13 protein-coding genes, 1 tRNA gene and 1 pseudogene are annotated in these 13,794 nt (G+C 66.6%); 9 read left to right on the top strand and 6 right to left on the bottom strand.

What is annotated here, in order from left to right:
* The first annotated feature begins 9 nt into the window (after window positions 1-9).
* Genes FRANEAN1_RS07120 through FRANEAN1_RS07110 form a run of 3 tightly spaced genes read left to right on the top strand, consistent with a single transcriptional unit; the run spans window position 10 to window position 3,183 of the window.
* The gene (locus FRANEAN1_RS07120) at window positions 10-1,728 is read left to right on the top strand and encodes a hypothetical protein (protein WP_020459068.1); all 1,719 of its coding nucleotides are present in this window, start codon (window positions 10-12) and stop codon (window positions 1,726-1,728) included.
* Complete coding sequence (locus tag FRANEAN1_RS07115) at window positions 1,725-2,291, top strand: hypothetical protein (RefSeq protein WP_020459067.1); 567 nt, start codon at window positions 1,725-1,727, stop codon at window positions 2,289-2,291. The genes FRANEAN1_RS07120 and FRANEAN1_RS07115 overlap by 4 nt, the downstream gene beginning before the upstream one ends.
* The gene (locus FRANEAN1_RS07110; protein WP_020459066.1) at window positions 2,284-3,183 is read left to right on the top strand and encodes a glycosyltransferase; all 900 of its coding nucleotides are present in this window, start codon (window positions 2,284-2,286) and stop codon (window positions 3,181-3,183) included. Before FRANEAN1_RS07115 ends, FRANEAN1_RS07110 begins: the two co-directional genes overlap by 8 nt.
* Window positions 3,184-3,292: 109 nt before the next feature.
* On the opposite strand, the gene FRANEAN1_RS07105 is transcribed toward FRANEAN1_RS07110, so the two are convergent.
* Window positions 3,293-3,697: a hypothetical protein gene (locus FRANEAN1_RS07105; protein ID WP_020459065.1), complete on the bottom strand. Its 405-nt coding sequence runs from the start codon at window positions 3,695-3,697 to the stop codon at window positions 3,293-3,295.
* A gap of 861 nt (window positions 3,698-4,558) precedes the next feature.
* Between FRANEAN1_RS07105 and FRANEAN1_RS07095 the strand changes: the two genes are divergently transcribed.
* From FRANEAN1_RS07095 to FRANEAN1_RS07085, 4 genes are all read left to right on the top strand, one after another.
* Window positions 4,559-4,921: a hypothetical protein gene (locus FRANEAN1_RS07095; RefSeq protein ID WP_020459064.1), complete on the top strand. Its 363-nt coding sequence runs from the start codon at window positions 4,559-4,561 to the stop codon at window positions 4,919-4,921.
* Window positions 4,922-4,970: 49 nt separating this feature from the next.
* Entirely contained in the window at window positions 4,971-5,162 is a 192-nt protein-coding gene (locus FRANEAN1_RS07090; RefSeq protein ID WP_020459063.1) for a hypothetical protein, read from the top strand.
* Window positions 5,163-5,173: 11 nt separating this feature from the next.
* Window positions 5,174-5,341: a hypothetical protein gene (locus tag FRANEAN1_RS40735; protein WP_157472423.1), complete on the top strand. Its 168-nt coding sequence runs from the start codon at window positions 5,174-5,176 to the stop codon at window positions 5,339-5,341.
* A 79-nt stretch (window positions 5,342-5,420) separates the two neighbouring features.
* The gene (locus tag FRANEAN1_RS07085; RefSeq protein WP_020459062.1) at window positions 5,421-7,646 is read left to right on the top strand and encodes a cell division protein FtsK; all 2,226 of its coding nucleotides are present in this window, start codon (window positions 5,421-5,423) and stop codon (window positions 7,644-7,646) included.
* 122 nt (window positions 7,647-7,768) lie between these two features.
* On the opposite strand, the pseudogene FRANEAN1_RS07080 reads toward FRANEAN1_RS07085, so the two are convergent.
* A pseudogene (locus FRANEAN1_RS07080) lies at window positions 7,769-8,891 on the bottom strand (IS630 family transposase).
* A 225-nt stretch (window positions 8,892-9,116) separates the two neighbouring features.
* Between FRANEAN1_RS07080 and FRANEAN1_RS38250 the strand changes: the two are divergent.
* Window positions 9,117-9,386: a helix-turn-helix domain-containing protein gene (locus FRANEAN1_RS38250; protein ID WP_020459061.1), complete on the top strand. Its 270-nt coding sequence runs from the start codon at window positions 9,117-9,119 to the stop codon at window positions 9,384-9,386.
* Between the two features lie 369 nt (window positions 9,387-9,755).
* Here FRANEAN1_RS38250 and FRANEAN1_RS07065 read toward each other — a convergent pair whose 3' ends face one another.
* Window positions 9,756-10,034 carry a hypothetical protein gene (locus FRANEAN1_RS07065; RefSeq protein ID WP_347177206.1) on the bottom strand — a complete coding sequence of 93 codons (279 nt, stop codon included), beginning with the start codon at window positions 10,032-10,034 and terminating at the stop codon, window positions 9,756-9,758.
* Between the two features lie 158 nt (window positions 10,035-10,192).
* Between FRANEAN1_RS07065 and FRANEAN1_RS07060 the strand changes: the two genes are divergently transcribed.
* Window positions 10,193-10,414 (top strand): hypothetical protein, encoded by a 222-nt coding sequence (locus FRANEAN1_RS07060; RefSeq protein ID WP_041255617.1) that lies wholly within the window; start codon window positions 10,193-10,195, stop codon window positions 10,412-10,414.
* A 208-nt stretch (window positions 10,415-10,622) separates the two neighbouring features.
* Here the strand turns inward: FRANEAN1_RS07060 and FRANEAN1_RS40730 are convergent, their stop codons facing one another.
* The 3 genes from FRANEAN1_RS40730 to FRANEAN1_RS07050 all read right to left on the bottom strand — a co-directional run bounded on the left by FRANEAN1_RS40730 (window position 10,623) and on the right by FRANEAN1_RS07050 (window position 13,548).
* Window positions 10,623-11,561, bottom strand: a complete 939-nt coding sequence (locus tag FRANEAN1_RS40730; protein ID WP_157472420.1) for a hypothetical protein — start codon at window positions 11,559-11,561, stop codon at window positions 10,623-10,625.
* Window positions 11,562-12,395: 834 nt separating this feature from the next.
* Window positions 12,396-12,472: transfer RNA gene (locus FRANEAN1_RS07055), tRNA-Ile, on the bottom strand.
* A 272-nt stretch (window positions 12,473-12,744) separates the two neighbouring features.
* Entirely contained in the window at window positions 12,745-13,548 is an 804-nt protein-coding gene (locus FRANEAN1_RS07050; RefSeq protein WP_020459057.1) for an alpha/beta hydrolase, read from the bottom strand.
* Window positions 13,549-13,794: the final 246 nt, after the last annotated feature.

Below are 13,794 nucleotides of genomic sequence, written 5' to 3'. Positions count from 1 at the left end.
GGAGCATCGGTGTCAGCGGCGAAGGCCGGTGTCTTATGGCAGCTCGGGTTGGGCCTGTTCACGGCGTTGCTGACTGCGCAGACCATCGTCTTTGCGGTCAGTGCTGACCCAGAGACTGTCTGGCCGTCGTTCCTCGACTTGGTGGAAGAGACCGGCCTGATCCTCTGGCTGACGGCGGGCACGTTCTCCGTTCTGCTTCCTGCGGCGGCGGACATCACAGGTCAGGGTGGGTTCCTGGCTGACCTCGGGCTCGGACTCGTGATCGCGCAGCTCGTTCTGGGTATCGATTCGCTACAGGCGCTTCTGCGAGTGCTCGCGGGTGAGGGCCGGCAACTCTTCCTCGCCCGGTTAGCCTCCGAGGATCTCAGGCGCGCGGCGCGGTCCGGCCGGCCCGTCCGGGTCGATCGAGCACATGCGCTTGCCGGGTACTTGGGCGCTGTGGAGACGGCCATCGACAGCGCGGATGTCGCGGCCCTCGGCCAGCGAATGACAGAGGTGGCCCGGCAGGCCCGCGACGATGAGCACGCCGAGGTCGCCCGGTGGCGGCTTGCCCTGCTCACGTACCTGATCGAGCGGGTCGGACGCGCAGTGCTCTACCACGACCTGACCGGCGATGCGGCACGCGTCGCGCTCCCCCATCTCATCGACGGGGCGTTGCACTCCAGCTATCGGCTCACCGAGTTGACCGGTGCCGGAGCGGCATCGGGAGATCACGTCAGTGAGGTCGAAGCGGCGGTCACCCTGGGGCAGGTCTGCCGGGTAATCGGATGGCTTCAGCAAGCCGCACATGAGCGGCTCCAGGAACGGCCGGATGACGTCAGCGCACGACAGGTGATCTCATCGGTCGCCAAGGGCCGGCTACGGATCGTTCAGTTCGTCGACCCAGACCCGCCCGGCTTCTATCGACAGGCGGAGGACCCGTGGCCGTACGGGTTAAGCGACCCGGCCGCGGTGCTGGTGTGGCTGTGGTCCATGTGCGAGTTCGGCGGGTCTTGGGTCGGCAGTGGTCTGTACGTGCTCGCCGAAGTGATCACCGGCGAGAAGTTCTACGGCAACTACTGGAACGACGACTGCATCTTCACCGAGATCGAAGGGCGTATCGGTGCCGATGGCTCCCGGCCGCACCGCACCGAGGACGGCCGCGCCGCCGAGGTCGTCGCAGTATGCGGAGGGCTGCAAACCATCGCACTGGAACTGTGCGCGACCGTCATCGCTGGCCTGCGCAACTCCCGCTTCACCCCACCGGCCGGCTTCGAGCAGGATCCGACCTTTTCCACCGACCGCCGCTACCTACGCTCGCAGATCACGATGTTCGCCACGTACGACTGTCTACCCGACCTGGACAGCGCGTTGGACTGGCTCTCGACCGCGGTGTCTCAGTTCCCGACCCGGCGCTCGTTATGGCGCACCGTCAACGCCGCGATCACCGCTGCCGGGCACCCTGGCGCCCTCGACCTACACGGGCCGGACGCCCGGCCGGCCGCGACGACGCTCGCGGCACTGTGCTGCCTCCAGATGCACCGGCCGGACGATGCCCGCGAGTTCGTCGAACGCCTGCCTGAGCCGCTCGTTGCTGGCACCTTGCAGCTTGCCCGCTTCTCGTTGACCACCGACGGGCCTGCGGAGCCGATCATGCTCACCTGGTCACCCCGCACCGCCGGCCGACTCGGCGACCGACCGGCGCAGCGACAGGAACTGTTGGACATCGTCGAAGCGGTGCTCCGGTGAGCGCCGGTCCTGCCCCCGTCCCGGACCTGTGGCGCCGGAGCTTGCCCACGGTCGAGAGTGCCGCAACTGTGTGGACGGTGCAGGTCGCGACGGCGTGGCTCACCGACCCGGACCACCAACGGCTCCGGGACGACCTCGACCTCGTCCTGTTCCGCCGTGCGCTCAGGGAACGGACCGGCTTCCGCTTCCGGCGCGTCCTGCTCTACGACCCGCCCAGCGACCTCGGCGGCACACCGGACAGGTACGCCGCCGCTCAGGCCGACCACGCGGCTTGGATCGGCCGAGTCCGCCGCCACCTTGCCGCCATCGGCGCCGAGGGGAGCGCCGGTGGATCGCTTCCTGACGGCTGCGAGTACACGGCCCGGCTGCTCATCCTCGGCCGGGCGGGCACACGCACCGCCCCGGCGGTCGAAGATGGGCTCTGGACCGAACCGACACCACCGGCCGATGTCCAAGCCGCGTGGTCCGACCCGCGGTTGATCCCGCTCGACCCACACGAGGAACTCATCATCGGACCGCATCGGGACCGCAACCCACTGTGGCAAGGGGCGTTCCTTGGCTGACGAGCCCTTCATCGACCCGGCCCTCGGCCTGCCGCTCGTCGGGCACCGCTCCCTGGCCGACCGGACCGGGCCGGTCAGCATCTGCATTCCCGCCCACAACGAAGCCGAGACCATCACCGAGGTCGTCAGTGAGGCTCGCCGAGCGATCGGAATACTCGGTACGGACGGCGAAGTCCTCGTTGCGGCTAGCGCCTGCACCGACGATACGGCGACGCTCGCCCGTGCGGCTGGCGCACGCGTGATCGAAGCCGAGAAGGGCAAGGGCAACGCGGTCAAAGCTGCGCTCTCGGAAGCTACTGGCACGGTCGTGGCGACCGTGGATGGCGACTTTCGATATTTTGGTCCTGAGCCGATCGCTGCGACGCTCCTTCGGCCGATCATGACGGGAATCGTCGACGCGACCATAGCTGACCTCTACTGGCGGCCCCTCTATCCGCAGATGTGGCTGTACGGATTTATGGCGCCTTTGGCGGGTCGTATCTTCCCCGAGATGCTACCCAAGGTCGGTGCTACCCCCTGGTCAGGGCAGCGAGCCGCGATCCGCTCTCTGTGGCCGACCGACCTACCCGAGGGCTTCACAGTCGACCTGACGTTGAACCTGGCATGGAACGACGCACCGGCCCGCGTTCGCCCCGTGCCGGTGGACGACTGGGTGAACCCCCAACGTCCCAAGCCGGAGTTGCTCCGACAGGAGTTCGACATCATCACCGCCCACGGCTTGGCCAGAGGACGCATTAGCCAAGGGGATATCGAAGCCCTGACTTCCTGGTTCACTCGGGCACAACGCCGGATGGCCACCTACCGGCCCGACGTTGACGACGTCGAAGAGTTTGAGCAAATGCTCCTTCGAGATGGCATCGGATCTATGCCACCATCCAGTGGCGCAACCTAAGCCCATGCCACCGGGCCCATGAGCCCGCGTCCTGAATACTCCCGTTCGACCGCGGGATAGCGAACGAGGGCCGCTCCCCGAGATGTCGGGGAGCGGCCCTCGTCGTGTGTCAGGCGCAGCCGGTCAGTTGTCCGTAGAGCGCAAGAGCGAGTTCGGTGACGAACGCCTGTTCGTAGCGCTGTTCGGATCGGAACGTGACCGGCTGGATGTTGAGCAGGTCGGCCGCGTGACGGCGCCGGGTCGAGAGGGTCATGCCCGCGGTGCCCGGTGCCAGGCACAACATGATCGACATAATCCGGTCGATCGGCGGGTCGAGCCCGTCGACGGTGTCAGCCACCAGCCGTGCGGCTTCGAGTGCCCGTTGCGCGTCGGGGCGTGCCTCCCTCAGTTTCGCTGGATTGAGCAGGTCGACGAGAGCCATGCGGTCGAGCAGCGACCGGGCCCGTGCGCCGTGGCGCACGGTGGCGCGTAGCTCGGCGCGGAGAGCCTCGAAGTCAACGGGCGATGTGATCATCGTGTAGCGACAGGGGCCTGTGTGACCCCTCGGCGTCCCCCGTCGGTTCGCCTCCTCTCTGTGGCGGGTGTCCCGGACCTTGCCGGGGGACCTGTTCTGTCCGGGACAACCCAAGAGTGTGCCAGGTTTCCGGCTTGATCGCCATGTTTGCCTACGTTTGCGACCGTCGGTGTCTGCTTGGGGCGGTCAACGCCGATCTGATGTCGACAGATCACCTTGGGACGCACCTGCGCTGAGCTGCACGAACAGCAGTCGTCCAGCACTCTGCCAGCAGTTCTCCCGCACTTCTGCCGTGCGATGCCGGCCTTCCGTGCGCAGTTTTCCTTTCGTTTCTGGCCAATATCCATCCGGAACCCGGCGCTCTCATCCATGAATGTCGACAGCCGGCGGGCACATCATTGGAAACGTCGAACGGCAGCCAGTGGAAAGCGGACCGGGAGCGACGGAACGCCGACCGGCGGCCGCCAATGGATCCACCTGTGGGAGGTGAACATGCGTCGCTACTACTATCGATCGCCCTTCGGGACCGTCGCCCGATGGACTCTTGGGACCGGTGCGCTCTTCCTCTTCTTGACCGGCCTTCAATGGGTCTTCACCAAGGCTCTTCCCGAGATTTTTCCGTTCATGGTCGTCGGAATCATGGTGATCGTTGTCGTGTGGAGCGTCCACCGTCTCCGGGAATAACGGAGAACGGCCAGGTACCGCAGTAAGGCAGCCCGTCACCGACGAACCTCACCGGGACTTCCCGCCGATCCGGGGCTCTCAGCATCTGAGATTCGCCGCGTCGCGATCCCTGCCATGAATCCGACCCAAAATCCCAGCACACCCGTTACTTCACTTGCCACACAAGGAGATAAAAAGATGTCCGACTCACGCAACGTGTGGACCACCGAGACCGGTAACCCCGAGTTTTTCGGGGCCCTTATGCTGGCCGATCTGGAGAACCGTGCCGACCGGGCGTACTCCGATCACGAGGACGGCTACACCGCGTCATCTGTCCTGCATGTGCTATGGATGGACCACGCCGACGAGGCCCTCCGTGAGGTGCTGAACCTCGTCTTCTCCGAGTTGGAAAAGTACCACACGAAGACGCGGAGGGCGTGGCACGGCCTGTACAACGCGTGGGCGGTGGCGGCTGGTTTCGCGCCCATTCCCGACGAGTCCGACGAGGACCTCGACGGAGACGTCGACGCCGGCTACGACTTCAGTCCCGACAGCGTGTGACGCCGCAACTATCTGTTCATTTCCCCGAAGAAAGGGTTTAACGTTCACCATGGTTAGCATCTCGATCGTCGTTCTTCTGCTCTTCGCGGTCGTGATTCTCGTCCGCTCGTACCGAATTTCCATCTCGTCGGCGCTGCTGTGCATCGTGCTCGGCTTCTATCTGGCCTCATCAAGACTCGCCCCAACGATCGGCGACATCATCGGCGAAGTCGTCGGGATCGTGTCGACCATCGGAGTATAGGAAGGAATCGAATGCCTCTATTCGTTCTCGCAACAATTCTCGCAGCGCTCGTCCTCTCGAACGCAAGCCTACTGGTGATCCTGCTGATTCGACTCGCGGAAGAAAACCGCGAGGCCGCCGACCTGCGACGCCTGGAGGAAATGCGACGGCGTAAGGAAAGCGCGACACCCACCCGTTGAATCCGCCCCGGGGCGCGGTCCTGACCGCCAAGACAGACACCGCGCCCCGGGCCCCCGCTCTCACGGAGGAACCACAAGTATGTCCGAGAATCCGACCCCAACACCGTCCGATCCCGCCGGTACGCCGCACGGCTCCGGCGGGTGGGTGCCCGACATCAGCCCCGAGGCAGGCGCACTCCTCCCCTACGGGGCCCGCGACCGTCCACCCGCCACCCCGGCACAGATCGTGTTCGACCTCGTGAAGGCCGCGCCGCGGGACGGCCGGCCCGACGCCGAGGACGTGGTCGTGACCGGCGTTCCGGTCAACCCGCCCGAACCGCCGCCGAGTCCATGGGCGCTCGCCCGGTCCGGCGCACGGCGACCGGTCCTGCCGACGTGGCTGCGATCGTGGGCGACGCTGCGATCGGCCGCCCGGTGGCTGGCTGGCTACTGCCTCCACACGGTCCTGTTCCACGCGGTCCGGCTACCGGTCTACATCGCTCGTCTGGTCTGGCGTGCTCCCCGTGGCCTCGGCCGCGTCGCGACCGGTGCCGTCGGGTGGCTGACCGACGCCGAGACCCGACCGGCCCGTGCAACCGCGATCCGTCGGGAGGAGACGGGTGAGTACCTGAAGTTGGCGAAGCTGCGTGACGCGCGCGTCCGCGTCCGCACCATCGCGGCCATCGCGGCAGGACTGCCCGCCGTGGCGGCGTTCGCACTCGCGTGGACAACCACTCCCCCGGCCGTCCACCTGGCCATCCTCGCGGCCCTGGTCGGCGTCTTGGGAATGCTCGGCGCGCCGGCGGACCGGCCGCTCGTCGGGCCCGCCGTCACCCCGACCAAGGTCAGCCGGCTGACCGCCGACATCGTGGTTCGTGCACTGGAGTCGCTCGGCATCGCGGAGATCAACAAGGCCCGGCGGGAAGGTGGCGGGATCACCTTCCCTGCGCCGATCACCCGCGACGGGCCCGGATGGCGCGCGGACGTCGACCTTCCCTATGGCGTGACCGTGTCCGACATCCTCGACCGCCGAGAACGTCTCGCGTCCGGTCTGCGCCGTCCCATCGGGTGCGTATGGCCCGAAGCCGTGCACGATGCCCACGCGGGTCGGCTCGTGCTGTGGGTGGGCGACGAGGACATGTCCAAGGCCACCGCGGCGGAGTGGCCGTTGGCGCGGCGCGGCACCGCCGACGTGTTCGCCCCGCTTCCGTTCGGGTCCGACGCTCGCGGCCGGCCGGTCACGGTCCTGCTCCCGGAGAACAACGTCCTCGTCGGCTCCCTCCCGGGGGCGGGCAAGACCTCGGCGGTGCGGGTGCTGTTGCTCGGCTGCGCCCTGGACCCCACCTGCGAAGTGTGGGTGTTCAACCTCAAGGGCACCGGCGACCTGGACGCCGCCGAGAAGTTCGCGCACCGCTACGTCACCGGCATCGACGATCCCAGCATCGAAGCCGCCCTGGTCGCGCTCCGGGACCTGCGTGCCGAGGTCGTCCGCCGCGCCACCGCGTTGAAGACCCTCCCGAAGGACCTGTGTCCGGATGGCAAGGTCACCCGCGCGCTGGCCAACCGCCGCTCCCTCGGCCTGCACCTGCTCGTCGCGGTCATCGACGAGTGCCAGAACCTGTTCACCCACCCCGTCTACGGGGAAGAGGCCGGCACGCTGGCCACTGACGTGATCAAGCTCGGACGGGCACTCGGCGTCGTCCTCGTTCTGGCCACACAACGCCCCGACGCCAACAGCCTCCCGACCGGCGTGTCGTCCAGCGTCTCGGTACGGTTCTGCCTGCGGGTCATGGGCCAGGTCGAGAACGACATGATCCTCGGAACGTCGATGTACAAGAACGGCATCCGGGCCACCACGCTCCGGCCCACCGACAGGGGAATCGGCTACCTCGTCGGCGCGTCGGACGATCCACTCATCGTCCGGTCGGCCTACATCGACACGCCGACAGCCGAGAAGATAGCCGACCGGGCGCGGGCCGTACGCATCCAGGCCGGCACGCTCGCCGGGATCGCGGCAGGGGAAACGGCGCCCGTACCCGTCGACAGGATATCGACCATTCTGGACGACGTATTGGCAGTAATCCCTGCCAGCGAAGCCAAAGTCTGGTCGGAGACCATCGTCGCTCGACTCGCCGAGCTACGCCCAGATGCGTACACCGGGTGGGGCGCCGAGCAACTTACCGTCGCTCTCAAGCCCTATGGGATTGCCCCTAGCCAGGTATGGGGCACGACAGCCGGCGGGAAAGGCGCCAACCGGCGCGGGATCGAGCGACAGCAGATTGTCACAGCTATCACAGAACGTAGCAGAAGTGGGGCCGGCAGCTGACGGCATGTGCTGCTAGGTCTAGCATCCCCACCTGCTAGGTCTAGCAGCAGCTCTAGCGGCAGAAACCGCCCCTGAGCTGGTATCTAGTGCGTTGTCCGTGAATGCGGGTCGGTTCTTGTTGATCAGGCGGCGTTTCGGGTGTGGCCCCAGCGGTGCTGGCGCTCGGAGCGGATACGGGCGCGTTCGCGGCGCTGGGCTTCCAGCACTGCTGGGTCGCGGCGGTGGGTGTTGCGCCAGCGCAGGTAGGCGTGCAGGTCGCGGGCGAGCGCCGGGTGGTTGGGTGGATCGCTGTTACCGAGGGCGAAGCCGCGCAGCGGGCCGAAGTGGGCCTCGATCGGGTTGGCCCAGGACGCCTGGGTCGGGGTCAGGCACAGCTCGGCCTTGTGCCGGCGGGCCCAGGCGCGGATCGCGGCCGTCTTGTTCCCGGACCAGTTGTCCAGGATCACGTAGATCGGGGCGCTGTCCGGGCGGGTGGCGCGGATGCTGCGCAGTGCGGCCAGGGTGTGGTCGGCTCCCTTGCGCTCACGCACGACGCCCCACAGGGTGTCGTCACCGACCGAGTAGCAGCCGTGGAAGTAACGGATGCCGTGGGTGCGGTGGTAGGTGGCCGCCAGCCGGTCAGGGTGGCCGGCCTTGGCCCAGCACAGCCCGTGGCAGGGGCGGATCGACAGCGGTCCGCACTGGTCGAAGGCGAAAGCACCGGTCAGGGAAACGGCGGGTCACCTCCTCGATCCGGGCCAGCTTGGTCTCCGCGTCCGGGTCGGAGGTCTCCTTCCAGGTGCGGGTGCGTTGGAAGGAGATCCGGTGCTGGTGCGGCAGCTCGCCCAGTCGCTGGCGGCCGATGATGACCGGGGGTACCCCGGCCGGCGGGTGGCGCAGATAGTCGGACAGCTTGCGCAGGCTCCAGCGGGTGAACGGCAGCCCCAACGCCCTCGGCCTTGTGCGGGCGACCTCGACGATGCGGGCCTCGCCCTCCGCGGTGATCCGCCGCGGACGGCCGCCCGCCCACCGCGGGTCCAGGCAGCCCAACCCCCGGTCGTTGAACGCGTGGATGACGTCCCGGACGGTGTCGGGATCAGCGGCGACCAGCGCGGCGATCGCCTCGTTGGTGTTCCCCGACGCCGACGCCAGGATCATCATCGCCCGGCGGATCCTCACCGCGTCGTGCCGACCCCGCCGCACGATCCGCAGCAGGACTTGTCCCTCCTCGTCGGTCAACCGACGGACATGCACCGGCTTCGCCATCGCAGACCCCTCCCACGAGCAGGAGCAGATACCTGCGCATCACCGCAAACCGAGATCGCCACACCTCGCCCGGCAGACGTTCACGGACAGCGCACTAGCAGCCTAGCAGGGCTCCGATGAGAGCCGCGGAACCGGTCAGAACGGGGCTCCCGCTCCCTCCCCCGCCCGCCGCTAGGCCACGAGATTCGATCGTCACCCAACGTAGCAGTACGCGGCGATGAGGCCGTGCAGGTCCATCAAGATATCGATCTTCCCAAGGGAGCCAGAATGCCGACGAGAGTCTCAGGCTCGGCGATGACCACCGGCAGTTCCGAGAAGAACAACGCACGTCTCTGGACGGCAAATGACCTGGCCCGATATCTCGGCGTGCCGGTCAATACGATCTACAAATGGCGAAGTACCGGGGAGGGGCCTCCCGCATACAAGGTCGGACGGCATCTCCGCTTCGACGCGCAGGAAGTAGCTGACTGGCTGGAAAGACAAAGGAGCGAATAGCAACGGAAGGCCCTGAATGACACGACCCCCGGCACCTGATCAGGTGCCGGGGGTCGTCCGCTTTTCGGTAATCGAGTTCGGATCTTCCGGTGACAGAAGGTCAGGCGGCCGACGGCCGCCTCCACACGGTCAGGAGCTTCCTCCTGTCGATCCGCAGTCGCACGGGCTGACGAGCCACGTCCGCCGCGCGGCAACGTTCGGGTCCACGATCGAGGTGGCCGCTTCGACGTACCGCACGGCGAGCGCTGCGGACGGCCGGTGGCGTAACGGTGAGGGCCGCCCGTCGGCCTCGACGAACATCAGGTGGACCGGCCCGGGTTCATCGCTCTCGAGAACGACCACGCGAGCGCCCGTCGTCGCGCTCACGGACTACTCGCCGTTCAGGACGTCGAAAGCCGCCACACCGGCGTCCAAGCCGGAACCGTCGTCGTGGCCGACGACCTTGAAGGACAGTTCACCGTCAACCATCGACGCCAGGGTGCACGCGATGGGGAGCGTGCGCAGTGCGGCCGCGAGCGTCGCCGGGTGGACGCCGTCCGGGACCGTCACCGTGACGTAGCGGTAGGGGCCTGTCCCTTCCTCTCGGACCGTGAGTGTGGTGTTGGGGACGCTCTCAGCACGAGCGGTGCGCGCGGGAGCTGGCAACATGTCGGGCACGGTGTTGACCTCCTACAGGGTCGATACCGAGGGCCGCCCCCGGTGCTGACTCACCAGGGGCGGCCCGACCTGTTTTGGGCTACTGGGCACGCTACACGCACTCTTCCACCATCGGTAGTCCTAGGGTGGTAGTCCCTAGGTTCGTAGTGGTGGGCCGGCTGATCACCATCTCCGAGGTGCAGGAGCTACTGCGCCCGTCGTCGCCGGACGGGCACCTGTCGCGCCGACGCGCGGACCAGATCACGCGGAAGGCAGGCTTCCCGGAGCCTGCGCAGCGGACCCCGGCCGGCCGGTTCTGGGACGAGGACGACGTCCGCGCGTGGATCACTGAGAACCGTTCATCGAATGAATCCGGCCCCAGCGACGGGTGATACCGCTCTTACGTCCTGGTGCTCCGAGTTCCGCTCCGGGTACGCGTGGGACTCACGATCATCCGGTGACAGGTAGAGGAGCGAGACTCAGAGCGGTCGTGAGGGCTTTACCGGTAGTTTCACAAGAATTGGTCGGCCGATATCGCTGGCGATCAGGGGTCGAGCTAGGGTCTAGTGCCACCCCCGCCCGGGGGCGGCACTAGACCCGCTATATCCACGCAACTAGGACCCGTTCATTAGAAATCGAACCCGATGCAGATCGGAGATTGACTTTCTCTTGCTCGGCGTCGAACCCGATCACCGGCGTACCACTTACACAGCTATAAGAAACGGGCTGCCCGTCGACGGCACCTCTCATACCGGAAACGCGGGTACACAGGTCTCCGGATTCTAGAATGAGCGCCCACCGCGGGACGTCGTTATTATTAAAACGGTCATCCTCGGTGAAAGGCGGATCCTTGGTCAAACTCAGTCTCACCACCTCGGTCGACCATGGGTCCGCAATGCAGACCGCTTCTGCCCAGGAAGCCGTGAAGCACGGATCGTATATAAAATGACCTGACATGCAGCGGAAGGCGTCGGCGCTGTTCGAGACGAGGGATAGGGTCCAGCACTCGCCGCTCATAGACTCTGCCTGCAGTCCCGCTCGCAACTCCCCCGACACAGGGTCAACCGGAGTATATCGGTGAACAATCAATCGCGACTGACGCTCTGAGAACCTGTTTACGGCTCCTATCGGCGCCAGAACCGCTATGACTAGTACTGCTGCGAGTGTTCCTGCCTCCACCTTTGTGAGTCGCTGCCCCCGACTCTGGTTCGTCCTTGTTCGTGGGGGAATGACCAGAAATGCTATCGAGATCAGGACAACTTCTAGAGCTACGAGGCCGACCTCGATAGCGATTTTCATGTTCGTCATCTGAATGATCGCTACCGCGATACCAAGAACCGCGAGAACGAACCCTAGCGACTCGCGCAGGTCCAGTTCTCTAAGGCGGCGCTTCGTCTCTACAAGAAGCCTACAAAGTCCAGTGCGCCAACTCGCCAGTGTTTGTCTGAGTTGAATCTTCGCCTCCTTGGATCCAGCGGAGTTACCGTGGAACGGTGTCTGCACCGATAAATCCGGTCGGGAGAGGGATTTGCTGCTCATCCGATCCTCGCCGCAAGGCAGGCCGTCGGCCACCGGAGCCGAGCATGTCCGGGTAGCCGGACCGCCGACGCGCCGTCGCTCCGCGTTCCGACAGATGCCCAAATTGAATTTCTTGTGACGGCAATCTTTGGCGCGGCAGGGGTCACGCCGTGGTCGGCCCGCACCGGCAATAAACCCGGTACCCCCGAGTTCCAGGCAGGAATCCGAAGAAAAGCAGTATGCCATTCACTGCATTTCAGCTGAAACGGTTCACCGTGGCAGGCGACACGTTCGCCGATAGGGTGCCTAATCGCGGCAACTCCTGCCGGGTCGAAACAGAAGAAGAGGTCAAAGCACCGAATCCATCGAAGCGTACAGCCCGTTCCGGAAAGACAAAAAGGCTGGATATGCCGGGCTGGGTTGATGGGAAGACCTCGGGATAATGGGGAATCAGCAGGGCGGCAGCGACGGGTCCGCTACAGGGCGGTTACCACTCATGGGCGGGTCTCTCTGGACGAGATCTTGTAGGTGCTGCGCAACGACATCCAGCGGCGGCTGCCATCCACAGCTATGGCCGGCTTGTCAAGGGTGATGTGCTGGTCGACGGTTGAAGGACTGGGCGACGGCCGGGTGTGGCGGCGGCTCTGGGGTCAGCGCACCCGCGCCCGCGCTGTGGCACGCCCGCCACGGTCCCCGTGCGAAGCGGCCGTGGCGGGTCCACCAGCAGCGGACTAAGAGTGATCTCGAAGATTGTCGATCATCATCGAAAGCTTCGCAAAGCGTGGGGTTACCGTGGGGTTTGCGATCTTCAGAGCACAGCCGGTAAGCTCCGAACCGGCCATCTACCTGCGGTTTTGGTAGGGCGGGTGGGGCTCGAACCCACGACCGACGGATTATGAGTCCGCTGCTCTGACCGGCTGAGCTACCGCCCCGGAGCTGCGCGCCACCCGACCTGGACTGGGGCGCATCCCAGGCAAGCATATCCGGGTGATCGGGCCGCGGCAGCGCGAGCGCATCCGGCGATCTCCGGCAGATCACACGCGGCAGGCCTCCCCACGGCCGACCCGTAGTTCCCATCGGGTAGGGCTTCGCCGGCGGCCACCCGAAGCCGTCCTGGGGGCGATGCGCCCGTGTCGTCACCGAACGGACGCATTCGCCGGTCAGGACCGTCTCCAGCGGTGCGCGCCGCCGGCAGCCCGGCTGGTCAGGGGTTCGGGCCGGCCAGGAACGAGATGACGTCGGGGAACGCCTGGACGTCCTGAGCGAAGAAGGTGTGGCCGCCTTCGTAGGCGCGCAGCGTGGCGGTGGGGATCCGGCTGGCGATCGCCTCGCTGTTCGCGGCGGGCGCGATTCCGTCGTAGCGGCCGCAGGCGACCAGGGTCGGGCAGGTGATCGCGCCGAGCCGGTCGAACACATCGTGGTGTCGGCGGGCCTCAAGCTGCGCGGTCTCCCCGCGTCGCTGTTCGTCGGTGCGCGGCGTTGAGGCACGCCCGGCCATGCCGTCCGCCGTCATCCGGTCGGCGGGATGCGAAGCCAGCCATTCGGGGGTGAAACGCGAGTCAAGCAGCCGCGGTGCCAGCGCCGCCCGTTCGGTGGGGGCGAGCCTGTCGAGCTCGTCAAGGGGGTACGACGATCCACCGTCGCCACCGGCCGAGGTGCACAGCAGCGCCAGCCGCTCGATCCGCTCCGGCCAGGTTACGGCCAGTTCCTGGGCGACCATCCCGCCGAAGCTGATGCCGACCACCCGGCACCGCTCCCAGCCGACCTGGTCGAGCAGGCTGGCGGCGTCCGCCGCGTAGTCGGCCATCGAGTAGGGGCCGGGTGGTACCGCGGTCATGCCGAGGCCGCGCTGGTCATGGGCGAGCAGGTCGAAGTGCGCGGCGAACGGGGCGAGTAGCCGTCCTGTCGTCGCCAGCGTGGTGCCGGAACCGTTCAGGTAGAGCAGTGCCGGGCCGGTGCCACGCCGTTCGTAGTAGATCTCGATTCCGTTGGCTGTCACCGTGGGCATCGGCCCCTCCCCCGCTTCGCCGCCCTCGGTGTCTCCGGCGGATGTACTTCCAACGTGGTCCGGTCAGTCCGGTCCGGTCAATGCGATCCGGGCTGCGCGAATCTCCGAGCCGGGAACGGGCGAAAACGCTGAGCGTCGCCCACCTGCGCGCCGCGCGGTTGTCCGGCGTTGCCGTCGGCGGTGGCCGGTATCGTGAAGACGCAGGGCGAGTCAGCCCTGCCGGCGGTGGGGCCCGCCGTCCCCGTG

The organism is Parafrankia sp. EAN1pec (assembly GCF_000018005.1).
Classification (GTDB): domain Bacteria; phylum Actinomycetota; class Actinomycetes; order Frankiales; family Frankiaceae; genus Parafrankia; species Parafrankia soli.
The sequence above is the reverse complement of the archived record's forward strand: the minus strand, read 5'-3'. Positions and strand labels throughout refer to the sequence as shown.

Bases quoted from the DNA above. Each gene is read 5' to 3' on its own strand.
- FRANEAN1_RS07050 (WP_020459057.1), bottom strand. From the start codon at position 13,548: ATGCCCACGGTGACAGCCAACGGAATCGAGATCTACTACGAACGGCGT.
- FRANEAN1_RS40730 (WP_157472420.1), bottom strand. From the start codon at position 11,561: ATGAGCAGCAAATCCCTCTCCCGACCGGATTTATCGGTGCAGACACCG.
- FRANEAN1_RS07095 (WP_020459064.1), top strand. From the start codon at position 4,559: ATGTCCGACTCACGCAACGTGTGGACCACCGAGACCGGTAACCCCGAG.
- FRANEAN1_RS07090 (WP_020459063.1), top strand. From the start codon at position 4,971: ATGGTTAGCATCTCGATCGTCGTTCTTCTGCTCTTCGCGGTCGTGATT.
- FRANEAN1_RS40735 (WP_157472423.1), top strand. From the start codon at position 5,174: ATGCCTCTATTCGTTCTCGCAACAATTCTCGCAGCGCTCGTCCTCTCG.
- FRANEAN1_RS07085 (WP_020459062.1), top strand. From the start codon at position 5,421: ATGTCCGAGAATCCGACCCCAACACCGTCCGATCCCGCCGGTACGCCG.
- FRANEAN1_RS07105 (WP_020459065.1), bottom strand. From the start codon at position 3,697: ATGATCACATCGCCCGTTGACTTCGAGGCTCTCCGCGCCGAGCTACGC.
- FRANEAN1_RS07065 (WP_347177206.1), bottom strand. From the start codon at position 10,034: ATGTTGCCAGCTCCCGCGCGCACCGCTCGTGCTGAGAGCGTCCCCAAC.